This window comes from Arthrobacter sp. Soil_N43 (genome assembly GCF_057655195.1).
Genome location: NZ_JBDGML010000062.1, coordinates 21477 through 39060 on the forward strand (window position 1 = coordinate 21477; position 17584 = coordinate 39060).

The following is a 17584-nucleotide window of genomic DNA, read 5'->3' on the forward strand; positions in this document are numbered from 1 at the left end:
CCGGAAACGGCGGGGGTTCTCGCGTTGGCACCTGCATCGGCCCTCCGGGCTGATTCAGGACTGCTGGAGTTCCTCCATCACCAAGGCCGCCAGCTCCACTGCGGCGCGGCGTGTGGCGGGCTTGAGCTGGCTCAGCTGGATGCGGGACCCCTCGGCCAGGTGCCGGTCGTGGGGAATCCGCACCACGTTCTTGACCCGGGACAGGAAGTGTTGCTCGATTTCGTCAATGTTCACAAGGGTGCGGTCGCCGGCAGCCATGTTGATGACAACGGTGGCCTTGTCCACCAGGTCCTGGCGCCCGTGCGCTTCCAGCCAGGACAGTGTTTCCGAGGCGAGCCGGGCCTCATCAACACTGCCGCCGGACACCAGGACGACGGCATCGGCCTTCTCGAGGGTGCCTTTCATGACGGAGTGAACCATCCCCGTTCCCGAGTCGGTCAGCACGATCGAGTAGTAGCGGCCAAGGATGTCGGTGACGGCGCGGTAGTCGGCGTCGTCGAAGGCATGGGCCACCATGGGGTCGGTATCGGAAGCCAAAACATCCAGCCGTGAACCGTCCCGCGCCGTGTAGTTGGACAACTGCGCGAAGGAGTTGACGGTGAACCTGTCCTTGACCAGCTGGCGGGCCGTGAAATCCGCCCGGCCGGGAGACCGGTCCGACAGTGTTCCGCGGTCAGGGTTGGCGTCCATGGCGATCACCCGGTCTTCCCGCAGGTCGGCCAGCACCATCCCCAGAAGGGTGGTGACGGTGGTCTTTCCCACTCCGCCCTTGCGTGAAAGCACCGGGACATAGCGGGTGCGCTCCCCCAGGCGCGTGGCAATCCGGTGCTCTAAAGCGCGCTGGATCCTAACACTGTCCGGATCGCCCAGGTTCACGAAGCCGAACGTGGCCTGGTGCAGCCAGCGCCGCCAGCCGGCAACGGGTGCGGCGGCAGCCTTGTTCAACAGGCGGTCCGCGGTCAGGGCAGCAGCGGGCTCGGGTCCTTCCGCGCGTTCGCGGCGTTCGCTGAGCTGGTGCTGGGCCTCGGGATCTGCCTGGTTCTCTTCCTCCGCCGTGCTGCCCTCTGGCTCCTCCGGCACGGTGGCGGCGGGTCCCGCCGTCACCGTGGGCAGGGAGGCCGGACGAACCGGAATCGTCATGGTGCTGACGGCGGACAGAGAACCGGCCGATGTCCGGTCCTGCGCGTCGGAGACTGTCACCACGTTAATGTCGCCCGGGGGCGCTGCGGACGGGACTGTGTCCACGGGCGCGGTGTCCGGGGAAACAGCGGCCTCCGGCACAGTGTCCGGGGAGACGGCGGTGCCTGTCGCCGCATCCTGCGCGGACGCTGCAGCAGCCTTCTCCGGGGTGGGCTCTTCAGCGCCGGCGGCCCGGGCGGGCCGCGGCGCGGGCTTGGGCGTGTTCGTCTGCGTCATGGGCTCCCGCTCAGTGTGTTCCTGTTCATCATGCAAAGGCTGTGGGGGCGGCATCCGCCGCCCCCACAGCCTTTATTCAGATTCCCAGCCTACCGGCAAGGCCCCGGCGCTTCCTCAACCGGGTCATCAAGCCGGCCGCTATTCAACAACGAGCAGCAGGTCTCCGCCCTGAACCTGTTCCACAGAGGAAATGGCGAGCCGCGTCACGTTGCCGCCCACCGGCGTCGTGATGGACGCCTCCATCTTCATGGCCTCGATGGTGGCAACGGTGTCGCCGGCCTTGACGGTGTCGCCTGCCTTGACCGTCACGGTCACGGCCCCGGCGAACGGCGCAGCCACCTGCCCCGGCTGGGCGGGATCGGCCTTCTCGGCGGCCTTCACGTTGCTGACCACGGACTTGTCCCGCACCAGCACCGGACGGGACTGGCCGTTGAGCGTGCACATGACCGAGCGCATGCCCTTCTCATCCGGCTCCGAGACCGCTTCCAGCGAGGCGATGAGGCGGACGCCCTTCTCCAGCTGGATCACGTGCTCCTGGCCGCGCTGCAGACCGTAAAGGTAGTCGCGCGTGTCCAGGACGGAAACGTTGCCGTACGTTTCCACGCTCTTCAGGTAGTCCTTGGTGGGGCCGGCGAAGAGCAGGCGGTTCAGCGTCTGCTGACGGGTCTTGGAGTCACCCTTCAGCGCTGCGCTGTCTTCTGCGCTGAGCTCCGCATCGCGGACCTTGATGCTCCGCCCCTGCAGTGCCTTGGTGCGGAACGGTTCCGGCCAGCCTCCGGGAGGATCGCCAAGCTCGCCGGAGAGGAAGCCGATGACCGAGTCCGGGATGTCGTAGTTCTGCGGGTTCTGTTCGAAGTCCGCGGGATCGGCGTTCAACCCGACGAGGTGCAGGGCGAGGTCGCCCACCACCTTGGAGGACGGCGTGACCTTGACCAGGTGGCCCAGGATGCGGTCCGCGGCGGTGTACATGTCCTCGATGGCCTCGAAGCGCTCGCCCAGGCCCAGCGCCATGGCCTGCTGCCGGAGGTTGGACAGCTGCCCGCCGGGGATTTCGTGCTGGTACACGCGGCCTGTCGGGCCCGGCAGTCCGGACTCGAACGGGGCGTACACGCGCCGCACGGCTTCCCAGTAGGGCTCCAGGGAGCTGACGTTGGCCAGGCTCAGGCCGGTGTCGCGCTCGGTGTGTGCCAGGGCTGCGACCAGCGCAGACGCGGAGGGCTGGCTCGTGGTTCCGGCCAGGGATGCCGAGGCGACGTCGACGGCGTCAACACCGGCATCGACGGCCGCGAACAGGGTGGCGAGCTGCCCGCCGGCGGTGTCGTGGGTGTGCAGGTGCACCGGGAGGTCGAACCGTTCCCGCAGGGCACGGACGAGCTTCGCGGCCGCTGCCGGACGCAGCAGGCCTGCCATGTCCTTGATGGCGAGAATGTGCGCGCCCGCCTCGACGATCCTGTCCGCCAGCTGCAGGTAGTAGTCCAGCGTGTACAGCTTTTCGTTCGGGTCCAGCATGTCGCCGGTGTAGCAGAGAGCCACTTCGGCGACGGCCGTGCCGGTCGCACGCACTGCGCGGATGGCCGGAGCCATCTGGTTGACGTCGTTCAGCGCATCGAAGATGCGGAAGATGTCGATGCCCGTGGCGGCCGCCTCGTTAACGAAGGCCTCCGTCACTTCCTCGGGGTAGGGGGTGTAGCCCACGGTGTTCCGGCCGCGGAGCAGCATCTGCAGGCAGATGTTCGGCATGGCTTTCCGCAGGGCAGCCAGGCGGTCCCAGGGGTCCTCGCCCAGGAAGCGAAGGGCAACGTCGTAGGTGGCGCCGCCCCAGGCCTCGACGGAGAGCAGACCGGGCAGCAGCGAGGACACGGCAGGTCCGGCGGCCACCAGGTCGCGGGTGCGGACGCGGGTGGCCAGCAGCGACTGGTGGGCGTCGCGGAACGTGGTGTCCGTGACGGCTACGGCCGTCTGCTCACGCAGGGCACGGGCGAAACCTTCCGGACCCAGTTCCTGCAGTCGCTGGCGCGAGCCCGGCTGCGGCTCGCTCCCCTTCACGGCCGGAAGCTTCTCGGCGGGATCGATGTGGACTGCGAGCTCACCGTTCGGCTTGTTGACGGTGACCTCAGCCAGCCAGGTCAGCAGCTTGGTGCCGCGGTCGGCTGAAACGCGGGCCTTCAGCAGCTGAGGGCGCTCGTCGATGAAGGAGGTTGCCACATCGCCGGCGATGAAGTCAGGATCATCCAGCACAGCCTGCAGGAACGAGATGTTGGTGGACACACCACGGATGCGGAATTCCGCGAGGGCACGGCGTGCCCGGGCCACTGCGGCGGGGTAATCCCTGCCGCGGCAGGTGAGCTTGACGAGCATGGAGTCGAAGTGCGGGCTGATTTCGGCACCCGAGTACACCGTGCCGCCGTCGAGCCTTACACCGGCGCCGCCGGCCGAGCGGTAGCCGGTGATCTTTCCGACGTCCGGGCGGAAGCCGTTCGCCGGATCCTCGGTGGTGATGCGGGACTGGAGCGCCGCGCCCTTGAGGAATACCGTCTCCTGCGACAGTCCGAGGTCGGCCAGGGTTTCGCCGGAGGCGATCCGCATCTGCGCCTGGACCAGGTCGACGTCGGTGACCTCTTCGGTGACCGTGTGCTCCACCTGGATGCGCGGGTTCATTTCGATGAAGACGTGCTGGCCGGCGCGCTCCCCTACCGTGTCCACGAGGAATTCGACGGTACCGGCGTTGACGTAGTTGAGCGCCTTGGCGAACTTCACAGCGTCGCGGTACAGGGCCTGGCGGATGCCCTCGTCGAGGTTAGGCGCGGGGGCGATCTCGATAACCTTCTGGTGGCGGCGCTGGATGGAGCAGTCACGCTCGAACAGATGCATGACGTTGCCTTCGGCGTCGGCCAGGATCTGCACTTCGATGTGCCGGGGACGGAGCACGGCCTGCTCCAGGAACATGGTGGGGTCACCGAACGCAGCGTCGGCCTCGCGCATGGCGGACTGCAGCGCCTCGGGCAGCGCTTCGCGGGTATCGACACGGCGCATGCCGCGTCCGCCGCCGCCTGCAACTGCCTTCGCGAAGATCGGGAAGCCGATTTCATCCGCGGCGGCGATGAGTTCGTCGAGGTCCTTCGAGGGCGCGCTCGACTTCAGCACGGGGACGCCGGCCTTGCGGGCAGCCTCCAGCGCGGCAACCTTGTTCCCGGCGAGTTCCAGGACCTCGGCCGGGGGCCCGACGAAGGTAATGCCGGCGTTTTTGGCCGCACGGGCAAGGTCCGGGTTCTCGGAAAGGAAGCCATAGCCGGGGTAAATGGCGTCGGCTCCGGATTCTTTGGCGACCCGGATGACCTCGTCAACGTCAAGATATGCGCGTACTGGGTGGCCCTCTTCACCGATGAGGTATGCCTCGTCGGCCTTCTGGCGGTGGATCGAGTTACGGTCCTCGTTGGGGAACACGGCGACTGTCTTGGCACCGAGTTCGTAGCCTGCGCGGAAAGCACGGATTGCGATCTCGCCGCGGTTGGCCACCAGAATCTTGGAAAACATACTTCTCCTGCATCATCGCGGGTGGTTCGGTAAGTGTCGTCACAGTGTGTAAGACGCGCGTATTGAAACACAAATCATTGTGTCGACCATCACAAATTATCCGTCATTTCGAAGCCACAATCACGCTGTGCCCGGCCGGATCCGGGAGGGCCATCCAGTGAGCCATGCCCGGACCCGATAAGAAGGGATTAGGCGCCGGCTCCACATATGATGAATGGGGCGGCGAAGCCTGTCCCCCGGTTCCGGCGTTGCCGGAGCCAAACTACCCCAACACGGCAACCGGCGTTAGGTATTGGTTTTCAAGTGCAAGTAGTCAGCATCAGCAGCCTCAAAGGCGGTGTCGGCAAGACATCCGTCACAACCGGATTGGCGTCTGCGGCACTGGCCGCCGGCATCCCCACCCTCGTTGTGGACCTGGACCCCCATGCCGACGCCAGTACAGCCCTGGGAGTGCAGCCGAGTGACAAGCTGGACATCGGCCGGATGCTCAAGAATCCCCGCAAGGCCCGGCTTCCCGAAAACGTTGTTGCCAGCGGCTGGACCGCGCGGGCCCAAAGCAACGGCTCAGGCCCCACCGCCCTGGACGTGGCCGTGGGCTCGGCCTACACCGGCATCTACGACCGCCCCGACCTGGGCAAAAGGGATCTCCGCCGGCTCTCCTCCGTTCTGGCGGGGGCGGAGAAGTACGAGCTCGTCCTGGTGGACTGCCCGCCGTCCCTGAACGGACTGACCCGCATGGCCTGGTCGGCGAGCACCAAGGTGGCCCTCGTGGCAGAGCCCGGCCTGTTCTCCGTGGCAGGGACTGAGCGCACCCTGCGTGCCATCCAGCTGTTCCGCCAGGAGTTCGCCCCCAACCTGTCCCCTGCGGGCATCGTCGCGAACCGGGTGCGTACCGGGTCTTCCGAACACGCGTTCCGCCTTGCCGAGATGCAGTCAATGTTCGGCGACCTGTTGCTGACACCCCACATTCCGGAGCAGGCAAACTGGCAGCAGATCCAAGGCGCCGCGCATTCCATCCACCATTGGCCCGGCGACTCCGCCAAATCGGCTGCCGGGCTGTTCGACACACTCCTGGGCAACCTGATGTCAGCCGGCAGGGCGAGCCGCACCCGCAGCAACCGCTAAGGCCCGCGGGCAGCCACGAAAGAGCGAAGGCCGCCTCCCCGTCGGGGAGGCGGCCTTCGCTGCACGTCGAGATGGATGCCCAAGGGGCGCCCCGCGGGCCTAGCCGATCTTGCGGGCGGCCCGGCGCTTGCTCAGCTCGTCGTCGGGAAAGCCCTGCTCGCTGGCATGTTCGCTGGGCAGTGAGGCGAGGCTCCCTTCGACTTCGCGCCAAACCCGGCCCACTGCGATGCCAAAGACACCCTGTCCGCCCTGGACGAGGTCGATGACCTCGTCGGCGGACGTGCACTCGTAGACGCTGGCGCCGTCGCTCATGAGGGTGATCTGTGCAAGGTCTTCGACGCCCCGCTCACGCAGGTGTTCCACGGCGGAGCGGATCTGTTGGAGCGATACACCGGTGTCAAGCAGCCGCTTGACCACCTTCAGGACCAGGATGTCCCGGAAGCCGTACAGCCGCTGAGACCCGGAGCCGGCGGCTCCGCGGACGGCCGGTTCAACCAGGCCCGTGCGGGCCCAGTAGTCCAGCTGGCGGTACGTAATGCCCGCTGCCTTACAGGCCGTGGGACCGCGGTATCCGGCGTCCTCGTCCAAGACGGGGAGGTCCTCAGTGAAGAGAAGGCCCTGAGCACCGCTTGCGGGCACAGCTACGCCGGCCGTTGAGGGCTGCTTCAGCTCGCCTGCTTCGCCTTTCGGACTCACGTGGATCCTCCTTGTCATGAGCTCCCCTGGGGAACTTGCCGCAACAGCCTGCATGCACGAGGGTCAGATTGAAACTCATGCATGTAATTCGGCCGGAGTAGCACTTTCCAGTGTGACTTGCGCGGCTGTTGTATGCAATGGGAACTTGGTACCTTCGACGTTAGGCCTGCCACGGCCCAAGGTCAAAGATGTTCGGCTCATTGAAGGGGCGTGTCGAAACTTTCAGCCTCAACTTTAACCTTAACGTGACCTTAGCCGTCGAAGTCTTCCGGCTCCACGTCATCCAGGAACTCACGGAACTGGCGCAGTTCGCTCTCTTCGTCCACGGTGGGGCCCTGCTCGGTGTCCTCCCCCTCGTCGTGTTCGGTGATCCGGACTCCGGCCTCATCCATCACGGAATCCGCGCACCAGATCCGGCACTTCGCGCGCAGGGCGATGGCCAGGGCATCCGATGCCCTGGAGCTGACGGTGGCGCCATTATCAAACTGCAGCTGACCGTAGAAGATGTTGTCCTCCACCGCCACGATGTTGACGCTCACCACAGCGTGGCCGAGGGTTTCCACCACGTCCACCAACAGGTCATGCGTCATGGGGCGCGGCGGCACCACGCCCTGCTGCGCCAAAGCGATCGCGCTGGCTTCCGGCGTGCCGATCCAGATGGGCACGTGCCGTTCCCCGTGGATTTCCCTGAGCAGCACCAGGGGCTGGTTGGAGGGCAGCTCGATCCGGACGCCCACAATCTCGACTTCGATCATCAGATCTCCATCCGTGAAATACGGTCCTGGACCAGAGCCCGGTGCAGCGTCAGGCAAAGGTCGCTGATTTCCCGGGCCGCCTCTGCGGCCCTGGCCTGCGAGGCTGCATCCTTGCGGGACGTCAGCGTGGCAACGGCCCGTTCCACCAGCCCGAACTCCCGCTCCGCCGCAGCCTGGAAGGGCCGCAGGTGACGGGGTTCCAGCCCGTGGCCCTCCAGCTGCACGCAGGCACGCGCCACCTGAAGTGCATGCTCATCGAACTGGCCGTTCGAGTGCCCGATCAGCCCGAAGCTCAGCAGGGACTGCAGCAGCGACACGCTCGCACCGGACTCCGCCCTCAGCTGTTCCTCGCTGAGCTTGCGGGACTTGTTCTGCAGTTCAGCCGCCAGCTCATCGGAAACGATGCGCGGGGAGACCGTCACGCCGGGCGGAAGATTGTCCGGACGCTCTCCGCGGTCGATGGCATCAAGATAGTCCTTGATCACCTTCAACGGCAGATATTGGTCGCGCTGGAGCGACAGGACAAACCGGAGCCGCTCGACGTCGCCGTCGGAGTACTGCCGGTAGCCTGCCGGCGTGCGCCGGGGATTGATGAGTCCTTTTTCCTCAAGGAACCTGATTTTTGACGCCGTCATGCTCGGGAAATCGTCGCTCAACTGAGCGAGGACCTCCCCGATGTTCAGGACCAGGGGTCCACGGCGCTCCGGTTGTGCCATTGCCACAGGCAGCGCTCCGAATCAGGCGCGTCCTGCTGCGCGGGCAGGGCTCAGGTAGAAGGTGAGTCGGAACTTGCCGATCTGGACTTCGTTTCCGGACTTCAGCTCCACGCTGTCCACGCGGTCATGGTTGACGTAGGTGCCATTGAGGCTGCCGGTGTCCACAACTTCAAAGCTGCGGGCAGTGCGGCGGAATTCGACATGCCGGCGTGAGACGGTCACGTCGTCGAGGAAGATGTCGGCATCCGGGTGCCGCCCGGCAGTGGTGACGTCGGAGTCGAGCAAAAAGCGGGCGCCCGAGTTGGGGCCGCTGTGTGCGACCAGCAGTGCGGAGCCGGAGGGCAACGCCTCGACGGCAGTCCGCTCCTCCGGAGAAAGCTTGGGCACGATCGTCGGCTCGTCGCGGACCGGGGTGAGGTTGATCGAGGTTGTCTCCGAAGCCCTTCCCACGCCCGTGCCGTAATCACCGCCGGTGTGGTTCTGTTCGCCGCCAACCATGGATTCCTCCTCCTTCGTTGCAGATGTCCCCCTGCAATCAACGCGTACTGTCCGGAAACGCCTGGCACCTCCGGTTTGCCGTGCGCTGGCCGGGCCTTTGGATACCACCACTGGATACCAGCACTGGATGCCATGGCCCGGCTTAGCGCGAACAGCTAGCTTTAGCCTACCTGTTGTTCGTACTCCGATGCACTGAGCAGGGAGTCCACTGCGTCAGGTTCCGCAAGCCTGACCTCAATGAGCCAGCCGTCGCCGTAGGGATCGGAGTTAATAAGGGCTGAATCGCTGTCCAGGGCCTCGTTCCGGGCCACGATTTCGCCGGACACCGGGGCGTAAATATCGCTGACGCTCTTGGTGGACTCGACCTCGCCTATGACGTCGTTCGCCGTCACGGCAGTTCCTATTTCGGGCATCTGTGCGTAGACGACGTCCCCGAGGGCGTCCTGGGCAAAGTCGGTGATCCCGATCCGGACCACACCGTCGGCGTTCGGCGCGGACACCCATTCGTGTTCCGCGGTGTAGGACAGATCAGAGGGAATGTTGCTCATCAGGGGCCTTTCATCGGGTCAATCACCAATGTCAACGGAGGCCTAGGGAACTAGCCACCGCTGAAAGTATAGGCATACGCGTCAGGCCGGAGGCCGCACCGAAACCACATCGGCCCTGCTCAGGCGCTGACACACCTGCCGCGTTGTGCCACAGTGGGGGCATGCCAGAACTACCCGAAGTGGCCGGCCTGAGTTCCTTTCTCGGCACACACCTTGAGGGCACCGTGCTGACGAAGCTCCAGGTCCTCTCCGTTGCCGTGCTCAAGACCGCCAGTCCTCCCTACACGGCCCTGGAAGGCCGCGCCGTGACCGGCGTCCGGCGGTTCGGCAAGTTCGTCAGCATCGACGCCGATGGCCTGCACTTCGTCTTCCATCTCGCCCGCGCCGGCTGGGTGCGCTACACGGAGTCGCCCGCAGCGGCCCCGGCCGCGAAGGCTACAGCCGGGCAGGCTACGGCCAGGCAGCCACCGCCCGGGCAGGGCATGCTCCGGCCAGGCAAGGGTCCCATCGCGGCGAGGCTGGCGTTCGCCGGCGAGGACGGCATGCACATCGGCATCGACCTGACCGAAGCCGGCACCAAGAAAAGCCTTGCCGTCTATGTGGTGCACGATCCCCAGGACGTGCCCGGAATCGCGGCCCTTGGACCGGACCCGCTGGATCCCGGGTTCAGCCCAGCGAAGTTCGCCGGGCTCCTGGCTGCCAGCCACCACCAGATCAAAGGTGTGCTGCGAAGCCAGAGCGTGATTGCCGGCATCGGAAATGCTTACAGCGACGAAATCCTGCACGCGGCCAGGATCTCGCCGTACGCCATGGCCGACTCGTTGGACGAAGAGACCGTCCGGGTTCTGTACGACGCCATCCACAGCGTTCTCGGTGCGGCCGTGGAGGAGGCAACGGGCAAGGCCCCCGGCGACCTGAAGGATGCGAAGCGGGGCGCCATGAGGGTCCACGGCCGTGCCGGACTGCCCTGCCCGGTCTGCGGGGACACCGTCCGCGAGGTGTCCTTCGCGGACACGTCCCTCCAGTACTGCCCCACCTGCCAGACCAACGGCAAGATCCTCGCGGACCGCCGGACGTCCCGGTTCCTCAAATGATCCTGGGGCCTCAAATAACCGGGTTCCTCAAGGACCTCCCAAGGGTTCCGGGCAGAATAAACGGAAAAGGGCAAAGAAAAACCCCGCCGGATCCAGTACAGGATCGGCGGGGTTTTTATGGTCGGGCTGACAGGATTTGAACCTGCGACCCCTTGACCCCCAGTCAAGTGCGCTACCAAGCTGCGCTACAGCCCGTCAGTTCCGCCGTTCTCCGCTTCAGTGAAGTTCAGAAGAATTTCACCTAAGCAGTCCGGCCGAACCACCTCCAAAAGCTTACACGATTCCGGAGGGTGCCCGTGACATTTTCGTCCGCCACGGGCCCGGTGTGTCCTAATTAACGCTTCTTGCCCCGTTTTTCGCGGACACGCATGTTGACCTCGATGGGCGTACCCTCGAAACCGAACGTTTCACGCAGCCGCCGGGTGATGAACCTGCGGTAACCCGGGTCCAGGAATCCCGTGGTGAACAGGACGAACTTCGGCGGGCGGCTGGAGGCCTGGGTGCCGAACAGGATGCGGGGCTGCTTGCCGCCGCGGACCGGATGCGGGTGTGCGGCCACGAGCTCGCCCAGGAAGGCGTTGAGCCGGCCGGTCGGGATGCGCTTGTCCCAGTTCTCGAGGGCAAGGTCCAGTGCGGGCACGAGGCGGTCCTTGTGCCACCCGGTCTTGGCCGAGATGTTGACGCGCGGAGCCCATTCAACGTGGGCCAGGTCCTGCTCGATTTCGCGTTCCAGATACCGGCGGCGCTCGTCATCCAGGAGGTCCCACTTGTTGAAAGCGAGCACGAGGGCGCGTCCCGATTCGATGGCGAGCTGCAGGATGCGGACATCCTGCTCGCTCAGCACCTCGTCAACGGCCAGAAGCACGACGGCGACCTCCGCCTTTTCGAGCGCGCTTTGCGTCCGCAGGGAGGCGTAGAAGTCGGCGCCCTGCGCCATGTGCTGGCGCCGCCGGATCCCGGCGGTGTCGACGAAGCGCCAGGTGCGCCCGCCGAGTTCGATGAATTCATCCACCGGGTCGCGGGTGGTGCCGGCGGTGTTGTCCACCACTACGCGCTCCGAGCCGGCCAGCTTGTTCAGCAGGGATGACTTGCCCACGTTGGGCCGGCCGATCAGGGCCACGCGGCGCGGGCCGCCCGAGCGTTCGAGCCCCTCGATCGTGGAGAACTCCGGAAGCGTGTCCATGACGTGGTCCAGGAGATCTGCAACGCCGCGGCCGTGCAGGGCCGAGACGGGGTACGGCTCGCCGAAGCCGAGGCCCCACAGCGTGGCGGAGTCTGCTTCCTGCGCGAAGTCGTCCACTTTGTTGGCGACCATGATGACGGGTTTCTTGCTCTTGCGCAGCATCTTCATGACGCCTTCGTCCGTGGCGGTTGCACCCACGGCGGAGTCGACAACGAACAGCACGGCGTCTGCGAGCTCAACGGCCATTTCGGCCTGCTCCGCCACCCGGGCATGGATACCGCGGGCATCGTGTTCCCATCCGCCGGTGTCCACGACGGTGAAGTTGCGCCCGTTCCAGTGGGCGGAGTACATCACGCGGTCGCGGGTCACCCCGGGGGTGTCCTCCACGACAGCCTCGCGGCGGCCCAGGATGCGGTTAACCAGTGTGGACTTGCCGACGTTGGGGCGTCCGATGATCGCCAGGACGGGGTCCAGCTTGACCGGGCCCTCCAGATCCTCGTCATCGTAGCGGCCGCTCAGGAGGGCGGCGTCTTCCTCGTCGAGTTCGTAGTCATCCAGTCCAGCCCGGAGCGAGGCCGCGCGGAGCTCTGCCTCCTCATCGTCCAGGGCTGCGAGATGTTCAGCCACCTGGTCGGTGCCGGTGGGCGTGTATTCGTCTTCGCCGGCGCCGGAGCGGCCGGAAGTTTGAGTCGTATCGCTCATTGCACTTTCCTTAGTGGTGATCTGCCGGCGACCCGGCTACTGCGTCTGTACGTTCGTGTGGGAAATCCGCGGAAGGCAGGGCCTGCCCGCTGAGATGAATGGTGTTCTGGACGTGGTCCGCCAGCGCAGCGCGGATTTCCTTTGCCGCCCTGTCCATTGAAGCACGCCCAGTCTCGCCGGGATTCCGGCTGATGCTGACAGCTTCGCCAAAGCTGACATGGAGCCTGCGGCCCGGGCGCGGAACCGTGTCAAGGTGCTCGCCGCCCTGCCGCGTGCCCAGGATGGCCACCGGCACAATCGTGGCCTGCGAGTTCAGCGCGAGCCAGGCGACGCCGTTGCTGATGCCGGCTGCCTTCCCGCTCCCCCTGGTGCCTTCCGGCAGGATCCCGATGCAGCGGCCGGCATCGAGCACGGCCTTGCTGACCTGCAGCGCGGCCCGGTCACCGGTACGGTCCACGGGCAGCTGGCCCGAAGCCCGCAGCACGCGCCCCAGGAACCCCGTGAACATCTCCTTTTTGACGAGGATGTGCATGGGACGGGGGGAAGCTCCGAACATGACAGGCCCGTCCAGGAAGCTGATGTGGTTGCCGGCGAATATCACCGGGCCCTCGGTGGGGACGTTGGAGCGCCCCGTGACGGACGTCCGGTAGACCACATGATCCAGCAGCCAGCCCACAGGCCGGCTCCATCCCATGGTCCATCGGGGCGGGAGCCCCGTCGCGGCGGCCGCAGCGGCGTCACTCATGGTTGATCACTTTGGTGACGATCCGCAGCGCCGCCGTCACGGTTTCCTCGAAGTCCAGGTCGGACGAATCGAGCGTCACCACGCCGTCGGCCGCCTGGGTGAAATTCACCACAGTCGAGTCCTTGGCGTCCCGCTGGGTTACCTGGGCGGCGAGCTGTTCGGCGCTCTGGGTGCCGCCGAGCTGGATTCCGCGCCGGCGCAGCCGTGCCTCTTCGCTGGCGGTGAGCAGCATGCGGACCTCTGCGCCGGGCACGACGACGGTAGTGATGTCCCTGCCTTCCACCACCATGCGGCGGTGGTGCTTTTCGATCAGTGCCCGCTGGCGGCGGATGAGTTCCGTCCGGGCACCGAGCGTGGTTGCCACGGTGCTGACCGCCGAGGAGATGGCGGGTTCCCGGATGGCTGCGGTGACATCGGTGCCGTCCACCCGCACGTACTCCTCGTGCGGGGTGGTGCTGATGTCCAGCGGCATGTCTTCGGCCGCGAGCTCGACTGCGGAGGCATCGTTGAGGTCGGTGCCGCGGTCCAGGCAGAACCAGGTCAGCGCACGGTACATGGCGCCGGTGTCCAGGTAGGCGAGGTTGAGGCGGCGGGCCACTTCCTTGCTGACGCTGGACTTGCCGGATCCCGACGGTCCGTCGATGGCCACCACAAGCGGACGGCCCAGCCGGAGCGCCGGCATCGTGTCGATAAGTTCCTGTGTCATTACTGCAGTACCCGCCATCCACGGTCGTTGAGGGCTTCAATGAGGAGATCGTGCCTGTTGGGCAGGACCGACAATTCCACCATGCCGACGTTCTGGCCGGACGAGTGGTCCAGCCGCAGGTCCTCGACGTTGACGCCGATCTCGCCAATTTCCGTCAGCAGCCGGGCGATTTGCCCCGGCCTGTCATCCACCAGCACGGTGAGCCATGAATAGGCCTGCGGAGGCCCTCCATGCTTACCCGGAATCCGTGACTGGCCGGCGTTGCCCTCGCTCATCAGCTGGGCGAGGTCCAGCCGGGCACCCGGTGCCGCCGGGTCCTCCAGCGTGCCGATCAGCCTGTTGAGGTCTTCCCTGACGCCGTAGAGGATCTCGACGACTTTCCCGGCATTGGCGCCGAGAATCTGCACCCACAGCGTGGGGTCGCTGGCGGCGATGCGGGTAACGTCACGGAGCCCGTTGCCCGCCAGGGACAGCGCGTGCAGCGGCGTGCCCTGCAGGCGGCTGGCCAGCAGCGAGGACATCACCTGGGGCAGGTGGGAGACCAGGGCCACGGCTTCGTCGTGCTCATGGGCGGTGAACTGCGACACGAGGGCGCCAAGATCCGTGGCCAGCGCCCTTGCGGCCTGCAAGGCCGCGGCCGAGGTTTCCTCCGACGGGCAGACGACCCATGGCATGGACGTGAACAGCTCGCCGCGGGCAGCCACCGGCCCGGACTTCTCGCGCCCTGCCATCGGGTGGGTTCCGACGTACCGGGACAGGTCCACGCCGCGGCGGCGCAGCTCGTCCTGGATGGCTGCCTTCACGCTGGCAATGTCCACCACAGTGGCGTCCGGGTAGTCGGACAGCGCCTGTTCGACGACGTCGGCCGTCACGTCCGGCGGTGAAGCCACGACGACGAGTTCCGGCTGCTCACCTTCCAGCGCCGCCAGGGGCAGGCCTGCGCCGATGTCCACGGCAACGGCCTGGTTGGTGGGCGACGGATCGGAGAGGTAGACGGCCACGCCGCGGCCGCGAAGACCAAGGCCGATGCTCGTGCCGAGCAGGCCCGTGCCAATCACGACGACCGGTCCGCTCAAGTGCCCTCGGCCGTGATTACGGAATGCCGACATGCCCTAGAGTCCTACGGATGCCAGCAGGTGGCCGACTTCCTGCTTACCGAGGTTGCGGATGCTTCCCTGGCGCTGGTCTCCCAGTCCGATGGGGCCAACCTTGACACGCACGAGGCGCAGCACAGGGAATCCGACAGCGTCGAACAGCCGGCGGACGATCCGGTTCTTGCCCGAGTGCAGCACAACTTCGATCAGCACGTGGCCCGGGGTGGAGTCCACGAGGCGGAAGGAGTCCACAGAGGCGATGCCGTCTTCCAGTTCAACGCCGGCCTTCAGCTTCGCACCGATGCCCTGCGGGAAGGGACCCCGGACCTGGACCAGGTACGTCTTGGGCACCTCGTAGGAAGGGTGCGTCAGGCGGTTGGCCAGTTCGCCGTCGTTCGTCAGCAGCAGGAGGCCCTCGGTGGCGACGTCCAGGCGGCCGACGTGGAAGAGCCGCTCGCCATGGGTATTGCGGACGAAATCGCTGATGCACGGACGCCCGTCCGGGTCTTCCATGGTGGACACGACGCCCTTGGGCTTGTTGAAGACCATGTATACGAGGGACTCATCGAGCTGGATGCGGAGGCCGTCCACGTGGATAACGGATGTCTTGGGGTCGACGCGCACACCGAGTTCGGTGACGACCTGGCCGTCGACTTCCACACGGCCTTCGGCGATCATCTCTTCGCAGACGCGCCGCGAAGCCACTCCGGCCTGGGCCATGACCTTCTGCAGGCGGACGCCGTCGGCGTCGTGCAGTTCGGACTGCGGCACGGGGCCGCTGGGGCCGCGCTTGCGAGACGGCTTGCGGACGGCGCCGAGGTTCTGGCCGAACCGCTCGCCACCGAACGCGCGCGTACCGTAGGCCTTGGCCGCAGCGGAGCGCGGCTTGGGCTTGAGCGCACCGGGAGTGCCGGGCGTCTTTCCTGCCCCGGGCTTGCGTGCTCCGGGCTTCCTGGCTGCCGGCTTGGCGCCGGACTTCCAGTCGCCTGCGGCAGGCCGGCCCGTGTCAGCGACGGGTGATTCGTCGGGATCGACAAAACGCTCCTCGCGCGGCTTGGGGGCCTTGTAGGGGCGGTCGCCGCCCTTGGAGAAGTCCCGCTGGCCGGCGCCGAAACCGCCGCCGCGGGGGCTGGGGGCACCGCGTCCTGCGCTGCCCGCTGAATTTCGTTCCGGAGCTTTACGTCCTGAACTTTTACGTGGTGAACCCTGGCGTCCCGCCTGTGTCATGACCCGTCCTTCGTTGTGTTGACCGGCAACGGTTGTCCAAGGACAACACTAGCCAGCCCTGCAGATTAAATCTGCACTGGTTAATACTGTTCTGCAGGCACAGTTGCCTACATTCTTCCGGCGTCGTAAAACTCATCGATTCCGTCAAGCCCCGGAAGGTGCGGTGAAATCTGAGGCAACTCCGCCACCGAGCCGATTCCCATGCGTTCAAGGAAATACGACGTTGTGCGGTACAGGATTGCACCCGATTCCGGATCAGTTCCGGAATCCTCGATCAGCCCGCGCTGGGTCAGCGTCCGCACGACAGAGTCAACGTTGACCCCTCGAATTGCAGACACCCTGGCCCTGGAAACGGGCTGCCGGTAAGCGATGACGGCAAGCGTTTCAAGCGCTGCCTGCGTCAGCCTGGCTGTCTGGCCCTCCAGGACGAAGGCACCGACAATGTCGGCGAATTCAGCCCGGGAGTAGATGCGCCAGCCACCGGCAACATTCCGCAATTCAAAACCCCGGGGGCTGGAGGTGAAGCCAGCGTCACTGGCGGTTTCCATATCCGGGGCTTTAACAGTATAGCCGTCATACTCGCGCTGCAGTTCCAGCAGCAACTTCTCCACCGTTTCCACGGTCAGGTTCAGGCCTGCTGCAAGGTCCGTGGCGGACGCCGGCTCATCCAGCACCATCAGCACGGCCTCCAGGGCGGCGCGTGCGCCACCCGGTAGCCCGGACAGGTCGGTGGCGTCGCCGGGCTGCGGTTCCTGTTGGGGCTTCCTCACGGCTGGTCCTCATATTCTTCGCTCAGTTGATCGCTGCTCCATTCGGCCGATGCCGTCCACCGCACTGCCAGGTCGCCGAGGGGCGCCACCTGGTCAAATGCCACGACCTGATCGCGGAAGAGCTCCAGCAGGGCGAGGAAACGCGCAACCACCACGAGCGTGGATTCGGCGTCGACAATCAGGGCGCGGAAGGACAGGGGCCCGCCTTCCCGCAGACGAAGCCCGATAAGCTCCGCCTGCTCCCTGACGCTGACCGGGCTCCCGTGCAGGTGGGCCATCCCCACTTCGGTGGGTTTCGGGGCCTTGGGCGTCAGGGCGCCTTCGGCCAGGGCCGCGAACTGCTGCGGAGTGTGCTTCCAGACGAGTTCAGGCAGCATCGCCGCGAAGTGTTCCTCGAGCGCCACCTGCCGCGGATACCGCCGGGACTCGAGCTCAAGGGTCGCGTCCATGAGGGCGGCCACCTGCTTGAACGCCTTGTACTGCAGCAGCCGCGCAAAAAGCAGGTCCCGGGCCTCCAGGAGTGCGACGTCGTCCTCATCCTCGACCTCGCCGGCCGGGAGCAGCCGGGCGGCCTTGAGGTCCAGGAGGGTGGCGGCGATGACGAGGAACTCGCTGGCTTCGTCGAGGGCCCACTCCTCCCCCAGGGACTGCAGGTTCCGGATGTACTTGATGAACTCATCGGTCACGGTGGCGAGTGCCACCTCGGTGATGTCCATCTGGTGCTTGGCGATCAGCCCCAGCAGGAGGTCGAAGGGGCCGGTGAAGTTCGCCAGGC

The 17584-nt window shown here is 66.1% G+C and carries 16 protein-coding genes and 1 tRNA gene; 2 read left to right on the top strand and 15 right to left on the bottom strand.

What is annotated here, in order from left to right; genetic code table 11:
* Positions 1-54 precede the first annotated feature (54 nt).
* Both AC3A3W_RS05385 and AC3A3W_RS05390 read right to left on the bottom strand, forming a co-directional pair.
* Entirely contained in the window at positions 55-1416 is a 1362-nt protein-coding gene (locus AC3A3W_RS05385; protein WP_487440939.1) for a MinD/ParA family ATP-binding protein, read from the bottom strand.
* A gap of 138 nt (positions 1417-1554) precedes the next feature.
* Positions 1555-4950 (bottom strand): pyruvate carboxylase, encoded by a 3396-nt coding sequence (locus tag AC3A3W_RS05390; RefSeq protein ID WP_487440940.1) that lies wholly within the window; start codon positions 4948-4950, stop codon positions 1555-1557.
* A 303-nt stretch (positions 4951-5253) separates the two neighbouring features.
* Between AC3A3W_RS05390 and AC3A3W_RS05395 the strand changes: the two genes are divergently transcribed.
* The gene (locus AC3A3W_RS05395; protein ID WP_205652608.1) at positions 5254-6075 is read left to right on the top strand and encodes a ParA family protein; all 822 of its coding nucleotides are present in this window, start codon (positions 5254-5256) and stop codon (positions 6073-6075) included.
* Positions 6076-6174: 99 nt separating this feature from the next.
* Here the strand turns inward: AC3A3W_RS05395 and AC3A3W_RS05400 are convergent, their stop codons facing one another.
* The 5 genes from AC3A3W_RS05400 to gcvH form a co-directional block, all read right to left on the bottom strand.
* The gene (locus tag AC3A3W_RS05400; protein WP_205652607.1) at positions 6175-6771 is read right to left on the bottom strand and encodes a MerR family transcriptional regulator; all 597 of its coding nucleotides are present in this window, start codon (positions 6769-6771) and stop codon (positions 6175-6177) included.
* A 251-nt stretch (positions 6772-7022) separates the two neighbouring features.
* A complete protein-coding gene (locus AC3A3W_RS05405) occupies positions 7023-7526 on the bottom strand; it encodes a bifunctional nuclease family protein (protein WP_205652606.1) in 504 nt (167 codons plus the stop codon).
* Positions 7526-8242, bottom strand: a complete 717-nt coding sequence (gene ftsR, locus AC3A3W_RS05410; protein ID WP_487440943.1) for a transcriptional regulator FtsR — start codon at positions 8240-8242, stop codon at positions 7526-7528. The genes AC3A3W_RS05405 and ftsR overlap by 1 nt, the downstream gene beginning before the upstream one ends.
* 21 nt (positions 8243-8263) lie before the next feature.
* Positions 8264-8740 (bottom strand): FHA domain-containing protein, encoded by a 477-nt coding sequence (locus AC3A3W_RS05415; protein ID WP_487440945.1) that lies wholly within the window; start codon positions 8738-8740, stop codon positions 8264-8266.
* 161 nt (positions 8741-8901) lie between these two features.
* Positions 8902-9288, bottom strand: a complete 387-nt coding sequence (gene gcvH / locus AC3A3W_RS05420; RefSeq protein ID WP_205652604.1) for a glycine cleavage system protein GcvH — start codon at positions 9286-9288, stop codon at positions 8902-8904.
* A gap of 161 nt (positions 9289-9449) precedes the next feature.
* Between gcvH and AC3A3W_RS05425 the strand changes: the two genes are divergently transcribed.
* Positions 9450-10382 (top strand): Fpg/Nei family DNA glycosylase, encoded by a 933-nt coding sequence (locus AC3A3W_RS05425; RefSeq protein WP_487440947.1) that lies wholly within the window; start codon positions 9450-9452, stop codon positions 10380-10382.
* A 118-nt stretch (positions 10383-10500) separates the two neighbouring features.
* Here the strand turns inward: AC3A3W_RS05425 and AC3A3W_RS05430 are convergent.
* The 8 genes from AC3A3W_RS05430 to AC3A3W_RS05465 all read right to left on the bottom strand — a co-directional run bounded on the left by AC3A3W_RS05430 (position 10501) and on the right by AC3A3W_RS05465 (position 17582).
* Positions 10501-10577, bottom strand: a tRNA-Pro gene (locus AC3A3W_RS05430).
* 139 nt (positions 10578-10716) lie between these two features.
* A complete protein-coding gene (gene der, locus AC3A3W_RS05435) occupies positions 10717-12267 on the bottom strand; it encodes a ribosome biogenesis GTPase Der (protein WP_487440949.1) in 1551 nt (516 codons plus the stop codon).
* A 10-nt stretch (positions 12268-12277) separates the two neighbouring features.
* The gene (locus AC3A3W_RS05440) at positions 12278-13012 is read right to left on the bottom strand and encodes a lysophospholipid acyltransferase family protein (protein WP_487440951.1); all 735 of its coding nucleotides are present in this window, start codon (positions 13010-13012) and stop codon (positions 12278-12280) included.
* Positions 13005-13718: a (d)CMP kinase gene (gene cmk, locus AC3A3W_RS05445; RefSeq protein ID WP_205652600.1), complete on the bottom strand. Its 714-nt coding sequence runs from the start codon at positions 13716-13718 to the stop codon at positions 13005-13007. The genes AC3A3W_RS05440 and cmk overlap by 8 nt, the downstream gene beginning before the upstream one ends.
* Positions 13718-14827 carry a prephenate dehydrogenase gene (locus AC3A3W_RS05450; protein WP_487440953.1) on the bottom strand — a complete coding sequence of 370 codons (1110 nt, stop codon included), beginning with the start codon at positions 14825-14827 and terminating at the stop codon, positions 13718-13720. Before AC3A3W_RS05450 ends, cmk begins: the two co-directional genes overlap by 1 nt.
* 3 nt (positions 14828-14830) lie before the next feature.
* Positions 14831-16039: a pseudouridine synthase gene (locus AC3A3W_RS05455; RefSeq protein WP_487440955.1), complete on the bottom strand. Its 1209-nt coding sequence runs from the start codon at positions 16037-16039 to the stop codon at positions 14831-14833.
* A 107-nt stretch (positions 16040-16146) separates the two neighbouring features.
* A complete protein-coding gene (gene scpB / locus AC3A3W_RS05460; protein WP_487440956.1) occupies positions 16147-16809 on the bottom strand; it encodes an SMC-Scp complex subunit ScpB in 663 nt (220 codons plus the stop codon).
* A complete protein-coding gene (locus AC3A3W_RS05465) occupies positions 16806-17582 on the bottom strand; it encodes a segregation and condensation protein A (protein ID WP_487440991.1) in 777 nt (258 codons plus the stop codon). Before AC3A3W_RS05465 ends, scpB begins: the two co-directional genes overlap by 4 nt.
* Positions 17583-17584: the final 2 nt, after the last annotated feature.

Coding starts and splice junctions, on each gene's coding strand:
- AC3A3W_RS05390 (WP_487440940.1), bottom strand. CDS start 4,950: ATGTTTTCCAAGATTCTGGTGGCCAACCGCGGCGAGATCGCAATCCGT.
- AC3A3W_RS05440 (WP_487440951.1), bottom strand. CDS start 13,012: ATGAGTGACGCCGCTGCGGCCGCCGCGACGGGGCTCCCGCCCCGATGG.
- AC3A3W_RS05415 (WP_487440945.1), bottom strand. CDS start 8,740: ATGGTTGGCGGCGAACAGAACCACACCGGCGGTGATTACGGCACGGGC.
- ftsR (WP_487440943.1), bottom strand. CDS start 8,242: ATGGCACAACCGGAGCGCCGTGGACCCCTGGTCCTGAACATCGGGGAG.
- AC3A3W_RS05385 (WP_487440939.1), bottom strand. CDS start 1,416: ATGACGCAGACGAACACGCCCAAGCCCGCGCCGCGGCCCGCCCGGGCC.
- AC3A3W_RS05455 (WP_487440955.1), bottom strand. CDS start 16,039: ATGACACAGGCGGGACGCCAGGGTTCACCACGTAAAAGTTCAGGACGT.
- AC3A3W_RS05425 (WP_487440947.1), top strand. CDS start 9,450: ATGCCAGAACTACCCGAAGTGGCCGGCCTGAGTTCCTTTCTCGGCACA.
- gcvH (WP_205652604.1), bottom strand. CDS start 9,288: ATGAGCAACATTCCCTCTGATCTGTCCTACACCGCGGAACACGAATGG.
- AC3A3W_RS05450 (WP_487440953.1), bottom strand. CDS start 14,827: ATGTCGGCATTCCGTAATCACGGCCGAGGGCACTTGAGCGGACCGGTC.
- AC3A3W_RS05405 (WP_205652606.1), bottom strand. CDS start 7,526: ATGATCGAAGTCGAGATTGTGGGCGTCCGGATCGAGCTGCCCTCCAAC.
- cmk (WP_205652600.1), bottom strand. CDS start 13,718: ATGACACAGGAACTTATCGACACGATGCCGGCGCTCCGGCTGGGCCGT.
- der (WP_487440949.1), bottom strand. CDS start 12,267: ATGAGCGATACGACTCAAACTTCCGGCCGCTCCGGCGCCGGCGAAGAC.